Origin of the sequence: Christiangramia sabulilitoris (assembly GCF_007050985.1) — a bacterium.
Taxonomy (GTDB): Bacteria; Bacteroidota; Bacteroidia; order Flavobacteriales; family Flavobacteriaceae; genus Christiangramia; species Christiangramia sabulilitoris.
Map to the genome: position 1 here is coordinate 913,707 of NZ_VHSF01000001.1, position 19,336 is coordinate 933,042.

The 19,336-nt window shown below is 38.9% G+C and carries 16 protein-coding genes and 1 pseudogene; 8 read left to right on the forward strand and 9 right to left on the reverse strand.

Features of this window, described 5'->3' with window-relative positions:
- The first annotated feature begins 2 nt into the window (after nt 1-2).
- From FGM01_RS04225 to FGM01_RS04235, 3 genes are all read left to right on the forward strand, one after another.
- Entirely contained in the window at nt 3-1,652 is a 1,650-nt protein-coding gene (locus tag FGM01_RS04225; RefSeq protein WP_143409881.1) for a maltokinase N-terminal cap-like domain-containing protein, read from the forward strand.
- An 8-nt stretch (nt 1,653-1,660) separates the two neighbouring features.
- Entirely contained in the window at nt 1,661-3,568 is a 1,908-nt protein-coding gene (gene glgB / locus FGM01_RS04230; RefSeq protein ID WP_143409882.1) for a 1,4-alpha-glucan branching protein GlgB, read from the forward strand.
- A 65-nt stretch (nt 3,569-3,633) separates the two neighbouring features.
- Nucleotides 3,634-6,033 carry a glycoside hydrolase family 31 protein gene (locus FGM01_RS04235; RefSeq protein WP_143409883.1) on the forward strand — a complete coding sequence of 800 codons (2,400 nt, stop codon included), beginning with the start codon at nt 3,634-3,636 and terminating at the stop codon, nt 6,031-6,033.
- 78 nt (nt 6,034-6,111) lie between these two features.
- On the opposite strand, the gene FGM01_RS04240 is transcribed toward FGM01_RS04235, so the two are convergent.
- The 4 genes and pseudogenes from FGM01_RS04240 to deoC all read right to left on the reverse strand — a co-directional run bounded on the left by FGM01_RS04240 (nt 6,112) and on the right by deoC (nt 11,500).
- The gene (locus tag FGM01_RS04240) at nt 6,112-9,963 is read right to left on the reverse strand and encodes a triple tyrosine motif-containing protein (RefSeq protein WP_143409884.1); all 3,852 of its coding nucleotides are present in this window, start codon (nt 9,961-9,963) and stop codon (nt 6,112-6,114) included.
- A 438-nt stretch (nt 9,964-10,401) separates the two neighbouring features.
- The gene (locus FGM01_RS14695) at nt 10,402-10,536 is read right to left on the reverse strand and encodes a hypothetical protein (protein ID WP_341478025.1); all 135 of its coding nucleotides are present in this window, start codon (nt 10,534-10,536) and stop codon (nt 10,402-10,404) included.
- Nucleotides 10,537-10,605: 69 nt separating this feature from the next.
- A pseudogene (locus tag FGM01_RS04245) lies at nt 10,606-10,851 on the reverse strand (phosphorylase family protein); the annotation flags it as partial.
- 10 nt (nt 10,852-10,861) lie between these two features.
- Entirely contained in the window at nt 10,862-11,500 is a 639-nt protein-coding gene (gene deoC / locus FGM01_RS04250) for a deoxyribose-phosphate aldolase (RefSeq protein WP_143409885.1), read from the reverse strand.
- Nucleotides 11,501-11,725: 225 nt separating this feature from the next.
- Between deoC and FGM01_RS04255 the strand changes: the two genes are divergently transcribed.
- On the forward strand, nt 11,726-12,484 hold the full coding sequence (locus FGM01_RS04255; protein ID WP_166435187.1) for a LuxR C-terminal-related transcriptional regulator: 759 nt from the start codon (nt 11,726-11,728) through the stop codon (nt 12,482-12,484).
- 19 nt (nt 12,485-12,503) lie between these two features.
- On the opposite strand, the gene hemN is transcribed toward FGM01_RS04255, so the two are convergent.
- The 3 genes from hemN to FGM01_RS04270 all read right to left on the reverse strand — a co-directional run bounded on the left by hemN (nt 12,504) and on the right by FGM01_RS04270 (nt 15,049).
- Nucleotides 12,504-13,871 (reverse strand): oxygen-independent coproporphyrinogen III oxidase, encoded by a 1,368-nt coding sequence (gene hemN / locus FGM01_RS04260; RefSeq protein ID WP_143409887.1) that lies wholly within the window; start codon nt 13,869-13,871, stop codon nt 12,504-12,506.
- A gap of 83 nt (nt 13,872-13,954) precedes the next feature.
- A complete protein-coding gene (locus FGM01_RS04265; protein ID WP_143409888.1) occupies nt 13,955-14,581 on the reverse strand; it encodes a DUF4403 family protein in 627 nt (208 codons plus the stop codon).
- Between the two features lie 24 nt (nt 14,582-14,605).
- Nucleotides 14,606-15,049, reverse strand: coding sequence for an MgtC/SapB family protein (locus tag FGM01_RS04270; protein ID WP_143409889.1), 444 nt, complete (start codon nt 15,047-15,049; stop codon nt 14,606-14,608).
- A gap of 405 nt (nt 15,050-15,454) precedes the next feature.
- Between FGM01_RS04270 and FGM01_RS04275 the strand changes: the two genes are divergently transcribed.
- Both FGM01_RS04275 and FGM01_RS04280 read left to right on the forward strand, forming a co-directional pair.
- The gene (locus tag FGM01_RS04275) at nt 15,455-15,877 is read left to right on the forward strand and encodes a hypothetical protein (protein WP_341478026.1); all 423 of its coding nucleotides are present in this window, start codon (nt 15,455-15,457) and stop codon (nt 15,875-15,877) included.
- Nucleotides 15,874-16,068: a helix-turn-helix transcriptional regulator gene (locus tag FGM01_RS04280; protein WP_143409890.1), complete on the forward strand. Its 195-nt coding sequence runs from the start codon at nt 15,874-15,876 to the stop codon at nt 16,066-16,068. Before FGM01_RS04275 ends, FGM01_RS04280 begins: the two co-directional genes overlap by 4 nt.
- Before the next feature lie 181 nt (nt 16,069-16,249).
- Here FGM01_RS04280 and FGM01_RS04285 read toward each other — a convergent pair whose 3' ends face one another.
- Nucleotides 16,250-16,666 (reverse strand): helix-turn-helix domain-containing protein, encoded by a 417-nt coding sequence (locus FGM01_RS04285; RefSeq protein WP_243735756.1) that lies wholly within the window; start codon nt 16,664-16,666, stop codon nt 16,250-16,252.
- A gap of 216 nt (nt 16,667-16,882) precedes the next feature.
- Between FGM01_RS04285 and FGM01_RS04290 the strand changes: the two genes are divergently transcribed.
- Both FGM01_RS04290 and FGM01_RS04295 read left to right on the forward strand, forming a co-directional pair.
- Entirely contained in the window at nt 16,883-17,581 is a 699-nt protein-coding gene (locus FGM01_RS04290) for a CPBP family intramembrane glutamic endopeptidase (RefSeq protein WP_143409891.1), read from the forward strand.
- Nucleotides 17,582-17,920: 339 nt separating this feature from the next.
- Nucleotides 17,921-18,571, forward strand: a complete 651-nt coding sequence (locus FGM01_RS04295; RefSeq protein WP_143409892.1) for a fasciclin domain-containing protein — start codon at nt 17,921-17,923, stop codon at nt 18,569-18,571.
- Nucleotides 18,572-18,653: 82 nt separating this feature from the next.
- Here the strand turns inward: FGM01_RS04295 and FGM01_RS04300 are convergent, their stop codons facing one another.
- On the reverse strand, nt 18,654-18,980 hold the full coding sequence (locus FGM01_RS04300; RefSeq protein WP_143409893.1) for a YegP family protein: 327 nt from the start codon (nt 18,978-18,980) through the stop codon (nt 18,654-18,656).
- Nucleotides 18,981-19,336: the final 356 nt, after the last annotated feature.

Here is a 19,336-nt window from a genome sequence, read left to right on the forward strand (position 1 = left end):
GTATGTCTAAAAAAGGTAAAACAGATGTAAATACTTCAGATTTTCAATTTAAATGTTCCTGGGAGGAAGCGTTTGAAGATCAGGAATTCATCAAAACCTTCAGCACAGAAATACTCGAAAATTATATTTTAAAGAAACGCTGGTATGCCGGAAAATCCAGCACCTTAAAATATATCGATGTGGTAGACCATGGAAAACTGACCTCAGGTAAAAACACTTTTTATGGTGTTTTAATAGAGATCAATTTCAGCGAAGCCTTTTTTCAGGATTATTTTATTCCCCTTAGTTTTATTACAGGTGAGAAAGAAAAACTGGAAACCCGTACCATTATTGCTCCCATTACCTTCAAGGGTGAACAAGGGTATTTAATAGATGCCATTCATATCGAAGATTTCAGACACCTGGTATTCGATAAGATCATGGCATATTCCAATGATAAGGAAGAAGATACCAAGGTCGTATTCCATAGATCTGAGACCTTGAAACCCACGGTATATACATCTTCCAAATTTATGGGGGGAGAACAAAGCAATACCTCGATCATCTATAACGATAAATTCGTGATGAAATTCTTCCGTAGGATTTATACCAGTAAAAATCCCGATTATGAAATTAGCCGCTTTCTTACGGAGAAAAGCAATTTTAAAAATACTCCTGCTTATGTAGGAAGTATTAACCTGGCCCTGGATAGTGGCGATACGATCACCCTGGCCTTAATGCAGGATCTTTTGCAAAATGAAGGAGACGCCTGGAAATATATGCTTCAGGAATTAAAATCGGTTTATACCAACCTGGAGAAAAAGAAGATCGATGTAAATAAATTACCTGATATTCCTTTATACCAAAGGCAACCCATAAATTCCATTCCGCCGGAAATCATTGATTTTGCAGGCCTTAATATTTTTTTAAAAGTCTCGAAGCTCGCCTTAAGAACAGCTGAAATGCATATTGCCCTGGGCAGTGACATGCAGGATACGGCATTTACTCCTACCAAGTACAATGGGGATTACGCAGTCTGGCTGAAGAACAGGCTTATCTATATGTTCCAGAACCGGCTGAACACTATCGAGAATAACATGCATAAACTGGAAGGGGAAGCATTGGAACTGGCCAAGGATTTCCTGGACAACAAAAAAGAGATCAGGGAACACTTTCTCAACTTCGACTGGACCAAAATGAAAAGTGAACGCATACGCATTCATGGAGATTACCATTTAGGACAGGTGCTGGTAGATCAAGACGACTTTTATTTGCTGGATTTTGAAGGCGAACCAGAAAGCACTATTCAGGACCGGAAGGTAAAACAACCCCCGATGAAGGATGTCGCAGGAATGTTCAGATCTTTTCACTATGCTATTTATTCTACAATTTTTAATAACGACGGCAGTTTTGCCACTTCCAATGAGAATATGTTCAAGGCGGGTGAAGTACTTTATAAGTATATGATCGGGGTATTTATGGAAACTTATGTACACAAAGTTCAGGAGGCAAATCTTAACATAGGTTATAAGCAGGAAATAGAATTTTTACTGGATTATTGTTTACTGGAAAAGGCCGTATATGAATTAGGCTATGAATTAAATTCCAGACCACGCTGGACTATTATTCCATTAAGAGGAATTGCCAGTATTTTAAGGAATAAGAAAAACTAACACCAACTATGAAAAAAGAAGTACAGGTATACTCTTTATTTTCAGATTTTGATATTTCACTTTTTAAAGCAGGTAAGCATTACAGGCTATACGAGAAGTTTGGGGCACACATCATGGAAGTAAACGGTGAAAAAGGCGTTTATTTTGCCGTATGGGCACCTTCAGCAAAGTCAGTTTCGGTTATTGGAGATTTCAATTTCTGGCTTGAAGGAGAACATCCCTTAAATGTGAGATGGGATGAAAGCGGGATATGGGAAGGCTTTATACCCGGCGTTGAGAAAGAAGCAAAATATAAATATAAGATCCAGTCGCATAATAATGATATGAAGCTTGAAAAAGCAGATCCTTATGCTTTAAAATGCGAGCATCCGCCAAACACAGCTTCTATTGTATGGGATCTGGACTATAAATGGAAGGACAAAAAACATCTTTCTTCCCGCAAGGACAAGAATGGTCTGGATAAACCCTATTCCATATATGAAGTACACCTGGGTTCCTGGAGAAAGAATATGGATGAACACAGGCCACTCACCTATACCGAAATGGCTGATGAACTGGTCTCTTATGTAAAGGAACTGGAATTCACCCACGTGGAGTTCATGCCTATTATGGAATATCCCTACGATCCCTCCTGGGGCTACCAGCTTACGGGTTATTTTGCCCCTACCTCCAGGTTTGGGACTCCGCAGGAATTTATGGAATTGATCGATGCTTTTCATAAAGCCGGAATTGGAGTGATCCTGGACTGGGTTCCTTCACATTTCCCGGAAGACAAACACGGGCTGGGTATGTTCGATGGTTCCCATCTGTATGAACATCCAGATCCCCGAAAAGGCTATCATCCAGACTGGAAAAGTCTTATTTTTAATTATGGCCGAAATGAAGTAAGGTCCTTCCTTATTAGCAATGCCATATTCTGGCTGGATAAATATCATATTGATGGCCTAAGAGTAGACGCCGTAGCATCCATGCTCTACCTGGATTACTCGAGAGAAGAGGGAGAATGGGAACCTAACGAACACGGAGGCAGGGAAAATCTGGATGCCATTAGTTTTGTACGTGACCTTAATACTGAAGTTTATAAAAGTTTTGACGGTGTACAGACCATCGCTGAAGAATCCACCTCCTTCCCTATGGTTTCCAGGCCAGTTGATCTTGGCGGTCTAGGGTTCGGAATGAAATGGATGATGGGATGGATGCATGATACACTGGAATATTTTCAAAAAGACCCCATCTACAGGCAACATCACCATGATGACATCAGCTTTAGTATGACCTATACTTTCACAGAAAACTTTGCCTTACCGCTAAGTCATGATGAGGTAGTATATGGCAAGAAAAGCCTGTTGGGCAGAATGCCCGGAGATGAGTGGCAAAGATTCGCCAATCTCAGGTTGCTTTACTCCTATATGTTCACCCATCCCGGGGCGAAGCTGCTCTTTATGGGTGCAGAAATTGGCCAGTATGAAGAGTGGAATTATAATACGAGCCTGGACTGGCATTTACTGGAGTATGAGCCGCATCAGGGGATAAAAAGGCTACTTACAGACCTTAATAAATTATATAAATCCAGACCCGCCCTGCACGAAAAGCAATTCACCGCCGGTGGATTTGAATGGATCGCTTACGATGACAAACAAAACTCAGTTTTAAGTTATTTACGCAAAGGCGAAAAACCTAAAGATAAAGTGGTGGTAGTTTGTAATTTTACTCCTACTGTTCTTCGGAATTATCAAATAGGGCTGCCCTCAAAGGGAAAACTCAAAGAAGTTTTTAATTCAGATGATAAGAAATACTGGGGTTCCGGGATACACAATGATGTTATAAAGATTGAAGAGGAAACTGCTCACGGCAAAGACTATTCGGCCAAAATTTCAATCCCTCCACTTGGTACCGTTGTTTTTGAAATTTTATGAACAACTAATTAAAATATTCAGGAGAATAGATTTCTTTTGTATTCTTCAAAAAAGATTGTAAGGCTATGATTACCAATACTGAACTAGAACATAAAGGAAATTTATTTCCTACCAGTTTAATATCATATGAACACGACCAGGACTCCATAAGTTTTATTACAAAAAACGGGGTACGGCTGCTCATCCAGGTCCTTAGGGACAATATGCTAAGACTTAGATATGCGACTACCGGCATATTTGCTCATGACTTTTCTTATGCTGTAGACGAAAATCATCCACATGGATTCAACCAATTAAAAATTGAAGAAACAGACACGCATATCGTTATAACTACAGAAAAATTTATCTGTAAAGTTGCCCGTGACGATATCAGGGTAGGTATGTATAACCTGGACGGGAAACCTATACTTGAAGATGAGCTTGGTTTCCACTGGGAAGAAAGCTTTGAGTTTGGTGGAAGCTTTGTAAAAATGAGTAAAACCTCCCGTGACCAGGAGAATTATTTTGGTCTTGGAGATAAACCAACCAATTTTAATTTAAAAGGAAAAAGACTCAGCCTGTGGAATACAGACCAGTATGCCTATGGTAAAGATACGGCCGAGCTTTATAAAGCGGTTCCATTTTATATGGGATTGCACAATAATATGTCTTACGGGATCTTTTTCGACAATACATTCAAAACTCATTTTGATTTTTGCGCTGAAAGAAGGAATGTGACCAGCTTCTGGGCAGATGGAGGTGAAATGAACTATTATTTCATTTTTGGCCCGCAGATGGATGATGTATTAACCACCTATACAGATCTTACCGGAAAACCTGAGTTGCCACCAATGTGGGCCCTGGGATTCCACCAATGTAAATGGAGTTATTATCCTGAAAGTAAGGTGAAGGAGATCACTTCCAAATTCCGGGAACTTAATTTTCCCTGCGATGCTATTTATCTGGATATAGATTATATGGATGGTTTCAGGTGTTTTACCTGGAACAAGGAATATTTTCCCGATCCTAAAAGGATGGTTTCAGAACTGGAAGAAGACGGCTTTAAGACCGTTGCAATTATAGATCCAGGTATTAAAATAGACCTCAGCTACGATATATTTAAAGAAGCGTTGGAAAAGGATTATTTCTGTCGCAGAGCAGATGGTCCTTATATGCGCGGAAAAGTTTGGCCTGGAGAATGTTATTTCCCGGACTTTACGAATCCTGAAGTGCGCGAATGGTGGAGCGGTTTATACCGTGAACTAATTGGAGATATTGGGGTAAAAGGTGTCTGGAATGACATGAATGAACCTGCCGTAATGGAGGTTCCTGGTAAAACCTTCCCTCTAGATGTACGCCATGATTATGATGGCCACCGATGCAGTCATCGTAAGGCACATAATATTTATGGTATGCAGATGGCCAGAGCGACTTATGAAGGGGTTAAGAGATATAATTTCCCTAAACGACCTTTCATTATAACCCGGGCCAATTATTCCGGAGGGCAAAGATATACTTCTACCTGGACCGGTGATAACGTGGCAACCTGGGAACATTTATGGCTGGCAAATATCCAGATACAGAGATTATGTATTAGTGGGATGAGCTTTTCGGGATCAGATATTGGAGGTTTCGCAGAGCAACCATCGGGTGAATTATATGCGCGCTGGGTACAATTGGGTGTATTCCATCCATTTTGCAGAGTACATTCTTCAGGAGATCACGGGGAACAGGAACCATGGTTCTTTGGGGATGAAATCCTGGATATCTCGAGAAAATTCGTGGAATTAAGATATCAGTTATTACCTTATCTATATACTGCCTTTTACAATTATGTGCAGGAAGGTATACCTATATTAAAACCTCTTGTATATTTCGATCAGCAGGATGTGCAAACACATTACAGGGCAGACGAATTTATTTTCGGAAACCAAATCCTGGTTTGCCCGGTTCAGGAACCAAATGTGCAGGGAAGACGAATGTACATCCCACGCGGGAAATGGTATAATTTCTGGACAGATAAGGCAGTTGCGGGAGGCAAAGAAATGTGGGTGGATGCTCCTCTGGATATCATGCCAATCTTTATTAAAGAAGGAGCGGTGATCCCTAAATATCCTGTTCAGCAATATGTTGATGAGGTGAAGATTGAACAGATGACCCTGGATCTATATTATAAACTGGGCAAGGAAAATTCAGAATTCTATGAGGATGCTCACGACGGTTATGAATACAGGCAAAATATCTATAGCCTACGTACTTTCAAGTTAACAGGGAAAGAAGATGAAATTATCCTTCAGCAGCATAAGAGCGGAAAATATTCTTCTTCCTATTCTACCTTTAAACTGAAGTTTTACGGTCTTCCTTTTAAAATCAGGAAAGTTTTTTATGAAAATGAAGAAGTACCATTGGAAAAACTACAGTTTAATGCTGAAGAACAAAGTATGATCATCGATAAAGAATTCAGTGAGTTACACCTGGTAGGATAGATTAGGTCTCTTACAAAAACAATTAGCCTGTCTGGGAACATATTCTCAGACAGGCTAATTTTTTTCAGGGCTAACAGATCAGGACTTTTTCTCTACAGCGTCAGTAAGGCTGTATCCATAGAACTTTTTAAAGGAGCTGTAAAATATTTTGGGACTGGAAAACCCAGATTTATAGGCGATCTCCATCACGTTCATATCGGTATGCTCCATCAGGTCCCGGGCATAATTTAAGCGGGTGAATTCCATAAAGTCCTGCGGAGAAAGATTCACCAGGCTTTTCAGCTTCATAAAGAGGGTATTGCTAGTGATTCCCTGTGCCGCACTAAGGTCATGGACAGAGAAATTCTCGTGCTTAATATTCTGTATTATAATATCATTCAGGCTTAGAATGAATTTCTTATCGGTTTCTGTTCTGAACTTTAATTCTGATTGATCCTTATAAGACTGTACATAAGAATTACGCAACTCTTTTTGCCACTTCAAAATTTCTGTGATTCGGCCTAATAAATGATTTACATCAATGGGTTTCCTGATCACTTCAGTCATTTCGTCAAGCTGCATTTCATTGATCGACTGATCTTCATCTGCTACCAGGAAAATATTTATATGATTAAGGCCAATATTACGTTTCATCATCTTTGATAACTGGAACGCATTCATATCGGGTAAGATAGTAGCGCAGATTATAATATCAGGAAAGATCATTCCGGCTTTTTCCAGTCCTTCTTCGGCACTTCCAGCCTGATAGATCTGGCAATATTTCCCAACCTGGTTTACCAGGAAATCACGGGTTTCGGTTTCGCCCTCGATGACAAGGATCTTATTTTCGCTAATATCAGAAACCTTTTCCTGCGCCTCAACGTTCCCGTTAGATTTATTCTCTGCCTTTAAAATAGCCGCAGCTCTTTGAGGCACTTTCCGGTATTCTTCCTTTTTATTTTTCAGCACGGCGGTGAACGTCGAGCCTTCATTCTTTTCAGTTTCATAACTAAAGCTTCCGCCTGCATTGAGAATAAGATCTTTCGCCTTTAACACATAGCGTAAACCGCTCTTATCCCTTAGACGTGGACTGGAAGTAAAAGATCTCTTCTTTTCAAGGACTTTAATATCATTTTCGGGGATTCCCCTGCCATTATCGGTGATCTGTAATTTAAGATCCCCAACGCTGGTTTCTATAAGGTTTATGATCAATTTCCCTTTCTTAAAAGAATATCCGGCACTTCCTGATATCAGGCTAAGTATAACCTTATCCAGCATCTCCATATTGTAGAAGAATTCGGTTTCGCCCCACTGGTCATTAACGATCACTTCAAGGTCTTTCATCTTATATACCGGTTCGATATCTTTTAAAACCTTAGGCAGGTGTGCGGGCATATTGATCCTTGAGATCTCGTAAACAGAGCCCTGGTAATTAAAATTCAGGATTTGATTGAACAGGTCATCAAACCTCGCGGCATATCTTTGCAGATCTTCAGTATTTCCCTGCTCAGCTTCCGCAGAAATTTTACTCAAGGATTTTACAGCACTCTCCACGGGCTGCCTGAATTCTTTCTGGAGCTGTTCCCGTAATTCTGCCTTAGCGGCAAGATCGGCTGTTTTAGACCTTTTTATAAAAACAAAAACAAAGATCCCTGTCATGGCAAGAATTCCGATGCCCATAAAAAGGTACACGCTACTTATAGTTCCTCCAACATCTGCCACCGCAATCTTTAAAGTTTCAGGCTCTGACCAGGCAGCATCTGCCAGCTTTGCTTTTACCATGAAAGTATAATTTCCAGGGCTAAGATTAGCATAATTGGCGCTGTTCACAGGCCCGGGTTTGCTCCAGGTACCATCAAAACCATCCAGCTTCCACGAATACAGGATAGATCCAGGATCCAGGTGGGACTGTCCTGAAAAACTAATCATGAAGCCAGAATTTTCATCCAGTTTAATTTCTTTCTTTTTACCCAGATCAATCCTGGCATTTTCTCCTTTTTCCTTAGGCAGGATCAATGAGTTGAAATGCAGACGAGGCTTGAATTCCTGTTGAGCCAGCATTGTTTTAGGTTTAAACACATTTACACCCTTTGTGCTTCCCAAAACCAGTGAACCGTCAGGAAGCCTGGCAAATCCGGTAGTGATTTCACCTGAGGTTAACCCATTAAATTCCGTAAAAACTTTCAGATCCCGGATAGATGGTTCATAAAAAGCCAATCCTTTATCTGTAGACAGCCAGTAACCTTCCTCAGCGTTAATTCCTATTCCTGAAATATTATTGGATGGCAAACCGTCACTCATATCCAGAACTTCCACCTCATTCTTTTCAAAATCATATAAAATAAGTCCGGCGCCCTTGGTAGCGATAAGGCCCAATCCCTGGTGGGTGATCTTCAGGTCATTGATGCCGTAGTACAGCATACTGTCCCTTGCGGTAAGTTTCTCAAGGTCGGTGATCCTGCCAGAATACGGGTCTAATGAATGTATCCTGGATTTAGTAGCCACGATAATTTTTCGCGGTCCAAGCTCTGCAATAGCCTGTACCTCTTTAATAGGATAATTCCTGATTTGATTATTAGGGGAGATTCTGGTAATATATCCATCTTCGCCTCCAACCCATACATTCTTCTTAGCGTCTATGAAAATAGAACTGGCAGACTGGATCCTTATTTTATTGAGGGCATCTATAGAATATTGTGCCCTTAACAAGCTGTTCACGTTTATTTTATATACACCGTCATGAGCGGTTGCCACCCACATATGTTCCCCGGCAGAAGCAAGGTCTGTGATCTCGTCTGGCCTGGACATGTTTCGCTGATAATTCAAATTCTTTAAATACTGCCAGCGATCTGTGTCAGGGTTCCAGATGCTCAATCCTTTTCCCGTTCCAAACCAAACTTTACCATTAGCGTCTGTGGCCGTTGACATCACAAAATTATCGACCAGGCTGGAATATTTCGCAGGATCGTGCAGTAATTTCCTAACCGCATGGCCGGAATAATTACTCAGGAAAAGTCCCTCCCTGGCAACCATCCATAAAAGATTTTCCCGATTGAGATGGATACTGTAAAGGCTTTCAGGATAATTGGTATCATCGTGGATAAGAGTAAGATCTTTATTCAGCCTGAGTAATCCAGATCCTTTGGTAGAGACCAGAATTTCATCTTCAAAAACCTCTAATCCTGTTATTTCTGCTTTCGAAAATGCAAAGGGAATAGAATTCACTTTTTGCAGGTTCCTGAAATCTCCGTTTAGCTGGAACAGACCACTATTTGCAGTTCCCAGCAAAATACTATTATCCAGTGGCTGAATGCTGGTTATGGGAAGATCCTGGTAATAGCCCATATCGATCTTATTGAATTTACCCGACCGCCTGTCTATGGTCAAAATTCCGTTGGGACCGCCAAAAATCACTTTATTCTGAAATATAGCAATATCTGAGGCCATAGTATTTTCAGAAAGGAACCTTGATATTCCAAAATTTGGTTTATCTGAATCGATCTTCAGTTTAAAAATTCCATTTTCTGCGGCGATCCATAATTGATTTCCGGCATCTTCTTTCATGGCATAAACCCTGCCCGTCATTCCGCTTACAAATTCGAATTCGTCCTTTTTAGAATTAAAAACGGCTATTCCCTGCTCTCCTGAAAGCCAGATCCTGTTTTTTGAATCGGTATAAGTAGAAAAATACTCCTTCCCCACTTCCCGCGGAATTCCCCGAAACTTATTGTAATCCTTGAGTTCGATGGAATTGTACCTAACCACTTTGATAGGAGTCGTGATCCAGAGATCATTTTCATGGTTTTGCTGTATATGAACCTCTTCAGCTTTGATAAAAGGCTCTATAGCTTTAATCCTTTGAACTGAAATTGCATTCTGACCGGTTATTTTACCGGTAACCCCTAGAAGGATCACAAAGGAAAACAGAATTCTAAATCTAAAATGCCTCAAATCTTAAATTTTAAAGTGTGAAAACATTGTTAATTTAGGAAATATCAATATTACAAGATGCTGTTTTAGAGAGTTTTAAAACCAATTTATTAATACGATATCAACAAATTAGAGAAAGTATTTTCTTACGAGGTAAAACCAGGCATAAAAAAAGGCTAATTGACATACAAACGCATATTCAGTTAGCCTTTAAGTCATCGTTTTACGGAACGACAACATATTAAAGATACGGAGTGATTTCGGCAAATCAAATCCAATTCGGATAAAAGACAAAAAATACGGGTTTTCCCGTAGTACCTAATTCTTTTTTTTGCGATCATTCCGCATCATACTGTTAACCACTAACATAAGGGCAATACATACAATGCCGAAGAAAAGCATAATTATAGTCCCCAGGGTCCAGTTCACCAGCGGCAGTAAATATTGGTATAACATAGATCAAGATTTGGTACCATGATCAAATTCCAGAAGTTTCTCCTTAATATCCTCGTTCTCTAAGTAATCATACTTTCCTTCTCTTAGGCTGGGTGAAATACCCGGGGCATTTTCCAGATCGTAATAATAGTCTGGCAAGTATCTCGTAAACCGTCTTACACCCGGTGCAACAAAACGTGGACAGTTTTACAACTGAAGTTGGCGCAGGAGGCCGTATTCATTTATGAGTTCATGCGCGTAGATCATTGCAGAGGGAATACCCATCCCGGTTCCCTGTACAGAAACCTTCCTTCCCTTATAGGTTCCGGTATAGCCAAGCATTCCTCTTATCTCATTATAGCAAAAACTGTCTTCCAGAAAGGTTTCAGCGATCCATTTGGCACGCAGGGGATCACCAGGAAGTAAAATAGTTTCAGCAATTTCGCCTTTTTTTGCTGCGATATGTATACTCATATAGTCGTATTTATGAAATGATCTTAATTCCCGAAGATGTCCCGATACGGTCTGCTCCAAGGGAAATATATTCTCTGGCTGTTTCAGCATCTCTAATGCCACCAGAAGCCTTGATTTTTATTTTATCTCCAATTGCCTGCTTCATGATCTTTACATCGTTTGTACTGGCGCCACGGCTTCCAAACCCGGTAGAGGTTTTTACAAAATCTGCTCCTGCCTCCGCGACCAGTTTACTTGCGGTCAAAATTTCATCACTTGTTAAATAACAGGTTTCAATAATCACCTTGAGGATCCTACCATCTATTGCTTTTTTAACCGCAGCGATCTCTTCCTTTACACTTTTCAATTTCCCGTCCAGCAGGAAACCGATATTTATCACCATATCTATTTCATCTGCGCCTTCTTTTGCCGCCAGTCGTGCTTCAAAAACTTTAGCTTCAGTTGAGGTAGCTCCCAGGGGAAATCCAATGGTAGCGGCCAGTTTTACCCGGGAATCCTTTAAGCTGGCTTTGGCATGTGGAACATATGAACTATTCACGCAGACGGCATAGAATCCATAGGTTTTTGCTTCCCTGCAGAGCCGTTCAATCTGCTCTTCCGTAGCATTTGCAGCTAATAAAGTATGATCTATATAGTTTTTTAATTCCATGAATTCCGGTTAAATAATGCACTCAAATATATAAACATTAATTGATGAGGATTTCTAAGAAGTTTCAAAAATAGCATAGGTATCTTAATTGAAATATGACCGTTATCATCATCTGAATTAACCACAGGATTTATCGCAGGATGCTGTGAAATGTCAATTTTGACGATCCTGATGCTGCGTTTAATTATTTATTTTTATTTTAGAACACCTCTTAAAAGTTTCGAAATGAAATTAGATGAAAGTGATTATCTTATCATTAACTACGAAAAAGAGAATGATTGCTTCGTTCAGTTTTGGAAAAAATCTCCAGAGTCCTTTGCTGTACTTAAAAAGGAATTCCTGAATTTCAGATCTTATTACGAAAAATATACTCCATCCAAGACACTGTGGTTGCAGCAAAATTTTCAGTTAGAGGTCAATAAGGAAATGCATCAATGGATCGAGGAAAATATCAATAAACCTGGTGTAGAATGGGGAAATGAAAAGGTAGCATTTGTGGTAGGAAAAGATGTTTTAGTACACTTAAGTGTGATGAATTATTTCGAAGAGCAGAATTCTGTAATTCATCCGGTACATTTTGCATCTGAAAAAGAAGCGCGTGAATGGCTTAATGGTAATATAAACCATACAAAAATTGACAGCCAGATCAAGATCCTTTTTGAAGGGGTGGACGACGAAGGAAATTCTATTATAAAGATCAAGAGGGCTTCCAGCGATATAGCCAATACTATTATGTCCTTTGGTCATCTTTTGGAAGAAAACAATTTCCTGAAATCCAATATTGCCAATTATGCGAAACTCACTAAAAGAGAGAAAGAGATCATGGTGATCTTTGCCCAGGGGCTGCGCCAAAAGGAAGTAGCAGATAGATTATTTATATCTATTGAAACCCTAAGAACACATTGGAAAAATATCAAAAAGAAACTGAATATTAAATCAGTGGCAGATGTGATCAAATATGTCAATTCTTTTGATATGAATTAGAATTTATATTAACCGGTTACTACACGGTCATAGAAAACAATTGCCCTTCAGCCTTCTTTCTTTGCATTCTCCGGTCAAAGGCCATACAGATATTGCGCACGAAAGGTCTTCCTTTTTCGGTGACTTTAATATAATTACTATCAATCTCAAGGAGCCCATCATTTTGCATTTCCATTAAACTGACCAAAACTTCGGGTAATCCATCAAAAAACCTGTCTCGGGAATACCATGAAGTTTCGAGTTTACACATAATATTTAAAATATGCCGGCGAATCACCAGATCTTCGTTGTCTAAAATATGACCTTTAAAAACAGGTAATATTTCCTTGTTTATCAGGTTTTGATATTCTTCAACGGTCTTTACATTCTGGGCAAAACCGTACCAACTATCGCTAATAGATGAAATACCCAGTCCTATCATCAATTTGGTTTTTGAGCTGGTATATCCCATAAAGTTCCTGTGAACGTTCCTGCTCACGACCGACTCGTAAAGACTATCTGTTACAAGAGCAAAATGATCCATCCCAATTTCAACATATCCCGCCTCCAGCAACATTTTTTTTCCTGTTTCATATTGTGACCTTTTCTCATCAGCTGTAGGCAGATTGGCGTCACTAAAGCCTCTCTGTCCATTTCCTTTAATCCATGGGACATGAGCATAACTATAAAACGCAATGCGGTCTGGCATCAGCTCTTTTGTTTTTTCAATAGTATGTACAATATGTGCCTCTGTCTGAAATGGCAAGCCGAATATAATATCATGGCCAATAGAAGAGAACCCGGCTTCCCTTGCCATATCGGTGGCATTTTTTACATGTTCAAATGGCTGAATCCTATGAATGGCTTTCTGAACGCTTAAGTTATAATCCTGCACGCCATAGCTAACACGGCTGAAACCTAACCTGGCTAAAATCTCCAGATGTCTTTTAGTGGTATTATTTGGATGCCCTTCAAAGCTCATTTCAAATTTCTGAGATCGTACAGCCTTCTCGAATATCCCATCTATGAGGAGTTTCAGATTTTCAGGAGAAAAGAAGGTTGGGGTACCTCCGCCCAGATGAATCTCTTTTATCACCGGTTTTGCAGGAAACAATTCTGTATATAATTCCCATTCTTTAAGTACTGAATTTATATAGGGATCTTCTACGCTATGATTTTTGGTGATCCTTTTATTGCAACCACAAAAAGTACACAGGCTTTCACAAAACGGCAGATGTATATACAGGCTGATGCCTTCTGAATGGTTACTTTCCTTAAAACTCCTTATGAATGAAGTTTTCCAGTGATTAGTAGAGAAAGTGTTTTCATCCCAGTAGGGAACGGTTGGATAACTGGTATACCTGGGTCCCGGTACATTGTATTTACCTATTAGTTCTGAAGCTGCCATAATTAAAAGTATCTGGCGCCAAAACTAAATTCAGTCAAATAAATGAAAAATGATTTTGGTCAGCTTTAGGTGAAAGCCTGCATTTAAAGCTCTAGTTTATCCAGTTCAATAATCCCGGTACCGGTTATACTTACCGAAATCCACAATTCATGTTCGCCAGCTTTTAGATTGGATATTTCCAGTTTATCTAAAGAACCTATTAGGTGCACGCCTTCTTTCGCCTCAAGTTTATTCTCAAGTTTTTCATTTAGAGATCCCACTTTTTCTTCGATATGGGGCATCAGGTTGAAATTCATTTTCTTCCTGAGTTTCTCATACATCCATTTGTTCACTACCGTCTCCAGCAGTTTATCTGCGAACCAGTTGTTAGTCTTTCCATCTATCTCGTATTCCCTTAATGCAATATGTTGCAATTCGCGGTCCAGATCTAGAGCGGCATGAAAATATATTTGAACCCGTTTATTTTTAAAAAAACTGGTGAGCGTTTGCAGGCTGATATTCAAACGCAGATCGAAACCTTCCCATTCGCTTTTTTCTATGGAAACATCCAGGATCTGGGCATAATTGGATTTGTTGCCTTCAGAATCTTCTTTACTAATGATCTCCCCGATAAGCTTTTCTTTCAGATACTTATCCAGAACGGGGTATCCAATAATAACGGGAATGGTAATCTTGATATTCTGATCATTATTTTCCTCTTTCACTAGCATATATCCTGAGATTTAAATACAAATCTATTCATTCTTATCTGCATGACGCTTTACCTTAACATTCAAATAACCGAATACCAGGTTTATGATGACCACGAAAATAGTGAAGACCAAAAGAGGCAAATAAAGTCCGAATCCCGCAAAACAGCCGGCAGCAGCACTACACCAGATAGTAGCAGCGGTGGCCAGACCTTCTACTTTTTTCCCATCCTGTCCATGCAGGATCACCCCGGCCCCCAGGAAACCTACTCCTACAACCACCTGTCCAACAATACGGGTCATATCTGTGCCACCGGAATCCTGAAAAATAAGAGATATAATGATAAATGCAGAAGCACCTAATGCAACGAGCATGTTAGTTTTTAAGCCTGCAGGTTTTCCTTTAAATTGCCTTTCTAATCCCATTAGTAAACCGGCGAATGCACCGGCTCCGGTTTTAAGGATAAATTCTGTGATATCTATTTCCATGTAGAAAATTGGTTTATGAAGTAACTGGTCTTTATAAAGTTACCCATCTTCTACAACTAGGCAAATGGAAATTGTATTTAGCTTTAAAAACAAAAACCTTCCAGTTAGCCTGAAAGGTTTTGATAGTTAACCCTTTTTCGAAATTTTAGTTGATTTAAATTATTCCTACCCTACATTGAAATAACTTTTAGAACTCCGGCAATTCGAATTAACAGAACACTAAAATAGGCATTAAGGCAACAGGAGGAAATACCCAAAACAGGGTATTTTTAAGATAAACTTCACATTTTCAATTCTGTATTCTGGCCCGAACTCAAGGCTCATTGTAAAGTATATTTTACTTTTTGTAAAATAAACTATGCTTTTTAAAAAGATTACATATATTTGTAAAACAAACTTTACATTATGAGAATCATGGAAAATCAAAAAAATGATTGTGCAAACCACACCGGGAAGAGTACTTTGAATTTGGCTTACTGGACTTTTGGATGGGTACTAACTACAGCCCTGGTAGCATTTGGCCCCAAATTCATCTGGGATGGAAATACGGCCCTGACTATAACAGGTATTTTGATCAACCTGGCCATAGGCATTGGAGTCATATACGCCAACAAAAAACATTTGAATTCTTTGGATGAATTACAAAGAAAGGTACAATTAGAGGCAATGGCTATCGCCCTGGGTGTTGCGGTAGTATTTGGACTTAGCTATTCTATGTTGGATACTACGAACTTGATAAGTTACGATGCCGAGATCTCGCACCTGGTCATCCTGATTGGATTAACTTACCTGGCGGCGACAATTATTGGAAATGCACGTTACAAATGAAAAACAATATAAAAATCTTACGTGCCCAACATGATCTAACGCAGGCACAACTTGCCAGTAAACTTGCCGTTTCAAGGCAGACGATAAATGCGATTGAAAAAGGAAAATTTGATCCAAGTTTACCCCTGGCGTTTAAAATTTCTAAACTTTTTAATAAGACTATAGAAGAGATCTTCAAAAATGAGGAATAAAAAAAGGGGCCGCTACCCTACTGTGACGACCCCTTAATTTCTAACTAAATTCTCTACACAAAAATATTGTAAAAATAGGATGGACTATAACTCTAATCCCTTAATTTTTAGTGCTATGCGTTATAATCCAATTCAGCATTAGGTATCCGAAAAATTCCTTTTAGCTCTCAAGGATTGATCACTACAATTTTAAACTTCTGTAGTTCCAGATGATCCATTGGGTGACGCAGATCATAACAGTAATCGCACACCAGAATAAATAGGATTCAAAATTGGTTTCGGGAAAAACGGCAGATTGGGATAGAAATGCCAGTGAGCATAATAATATTATCAACCCGCTTCCTGTTGAAAGGATTACCTTTTTATTTACTGGAATTTTTATAGGTGATTCTTCTTTTTTGAAAGATGCTAAAGGAACTTCAAGAATTTCTGAAAGTACTTTTAAAGTATACTCCCTTGGACACACGTCCCCTTTTTCTATTCTCTGAATTGATCTTAAGCTAAGTTTTGTTTTCTCAGCCAGTATTGCCTGGGTATATCCTTTTTGAATACGATTAGATTTTACCATATGTGCTACTGTATTTTCTTTGACTGCCATTTTCTTCTATAACTAATAATGCCTGCGACATAAACTTTTTCAGGATCAGATTTGTTCTTAAAAAACTTTAAATAACTGTAACCGTAGTAATTCATACAGGTTAAATTCAGCTTTCAAAATATGACATTCTTACGACATTCTCCTGCCGGCACAGATATCCCGCCTTTTATGTAATTTTAAAATAATAAATTTGAAATTCACAATTTTATCTGAATAATGGTCTTTTTATTAGCGGCAATAATTGCTTCCATCTTTTTATTAAAACTATTTAATCTTAAAATTTCCAGCCTGGGATTAGACCCAAATCCAATAAGATTTCAGGATCTTTTATGGGGATTTACTGCAGCAGCTGTATCGGGGATCATGTATTTTCTACTTCTCGTGGTCACTTTTAATTATAAATTACATATTAACCTGGATTACACTTTTACAGGTTTCCTGGATGCTGCCTGGTGGACTTTGAGATCTGTACTAATCGAAGAATTCCTGTTTCGGGGAGGATTATTTATTATAGCTATCAAAGTACTGGGAAAACATAAGGCCTGTATTCTTTCTTCAGTAATCTTCGGGATATATCACTGGTTCTCATATGAAATTTTTGGGGAGCCTGTGCAAATGCTCTTTACGTTTATACTTACGGGAATCGGCGGGCTCATGTTTGCCTATGCATTTGCAGAAACCAAGTCCATGTATTTACCCATAGCACTGCATTTTGGATGGAACCTGGTTAGTATTGCTGTTTTTTCTGAAGGTCCCCTAGGTGATCAATTGCTCACAACCACCGGCGGGGAACCAATGGGATATTTATACTTTGTATTCTTTGTTTACCAGGTCCTGGTCTTACCGGCTTTTGTTCTTTTTTATCTTAAAAGGAGAAAAAATAAAGAAAGTCTCACCTTATTAATTCCCGAATAAGCATAAGGATCTGGGAATGGTCCTATCTCCTGTTTTTAGAAAAGTTTCGTTTGGATATTTTAGATTGATGATCTATAATTATGATCATCAATAAAAATTAAAAGCTATAAGGGAGTGAGGCACCTTAACCGAATTACCATTCTATCCATTTGCACCTACAGTTACATCATCTAAAAGGAGTAGCTTTTTTCTGATAGAAAATAAACAACCTTGCCTGTTTGAGCTGAGAAATAGGCCATAAAACGTTTTTATATTTATTTTTGTTTAATTTTTAGTTAAAATGATTAAACATTTTGATACACATTATTATATTTATTTCATAATCAAACACTTATAATCATGAAAAAGAATTTTAGACTTCAGAAATTATTTATTAAAAGCCTTTTCCTGGCCTTTATATTTGTTGTTTCCGCGTGTGAATCAGAACCTGTAGAAGCAGATATTTCTTCTTTTGATGCCAATGCCAGGGCCTCAGAAAAAGCAAATCCTTCGCCTGCCTCAAACAAAGGAGATTTAACTATTGCAGAGATCGTTGTAGCCAATGCTACTAACGAAGAGGCACCCCAATTTACCTTACTTCTTGCCGCACTGGAATATGCAGGAATTACCTCCTTATTTGCCGGAGGTGATCAATATACTGTATTTGCACCTACAGATGCAGCCTTCCTGGAATTGTTGGGTGGTGATCCAGCCAATTTACAGACTTTAAGTCCAGCAGAAGTTGCAGCAGTTCTTAGTTACCATGTAACTGAAGGTAGAAGATTCAGTAATAGTGTAGTACCTAAAAATTCACCTAGAGAAATAGAAACTCTCCTTGAACTTCCGTTTTATGTTTATAGCCCCATGGTAGATGAATCTGGGAATACGGTAATTGGTATAGATACCAATGATGCGGATACCGAAGCTGATGCCAATATCCTTACACCTAATATATCGGCAAGTAATGGTGTTATTCATGTAATTGATGCCGTACTCATGCCTGCAGAGTAATCATACCCTACCTTACATTGAATAATTAAAAAGCCACTCTAAGAGTGGCTTTTTTTATATTCCGGATATAATCCTTAGGCCATTATGATTGGTCATCTATAGAAGCATCTGGCGCATTCTTAGCTACCGAAGCAATTCCGTTTTCCATTGCCGATACCGTTGTATAAATCTCACTTGTTCCAATTACCTGGCCGTTGGTGGATTTTAAATTGAACTTGTGACCGGTTGCTGTTTGTTTTCGCTCAAAACGTTCATCAGACTGAGAATTAGTTCGAACAGATTCGATACCATTCATACATGATGGTTTGGCCTTATAGCCTTCACTGCTTAAAATTACCTGACCATTGCCGGCTTTTAAATTAAAACGGAATTCTCCCGCTTTATCTTTTTTGATTTCAAATTTTCCCATTAATAAGAGTAGTTTTAGTTATTGTTCTAAATATAAGAAAATAAGAATCAATTAAAAACGGCCTGCCAGGCTTGCTAAAACTGATTAAAAATTTCAGAAACCATTTTATAATAAGTGTTAAGAGAAGACTGGCTTCTTTTACTTACTCCCGTTAACTGCCCTAAAAATCGTAGAACTTAGTCACTATTTAGTATAGAAAAAGCCAGTTGATCTTCAACAGGCTTTTTAGTAGCGGGAACTGCCCGGAAGCATCGGGGGAACCAGTGACTTTTTTTCCATAAAAAAACCACCTCTTTTAAAGGTGGTTTTTGTTTTAGTAGCGGGAACTGCCCAGAAACATCGGGGGAACCAGTGAC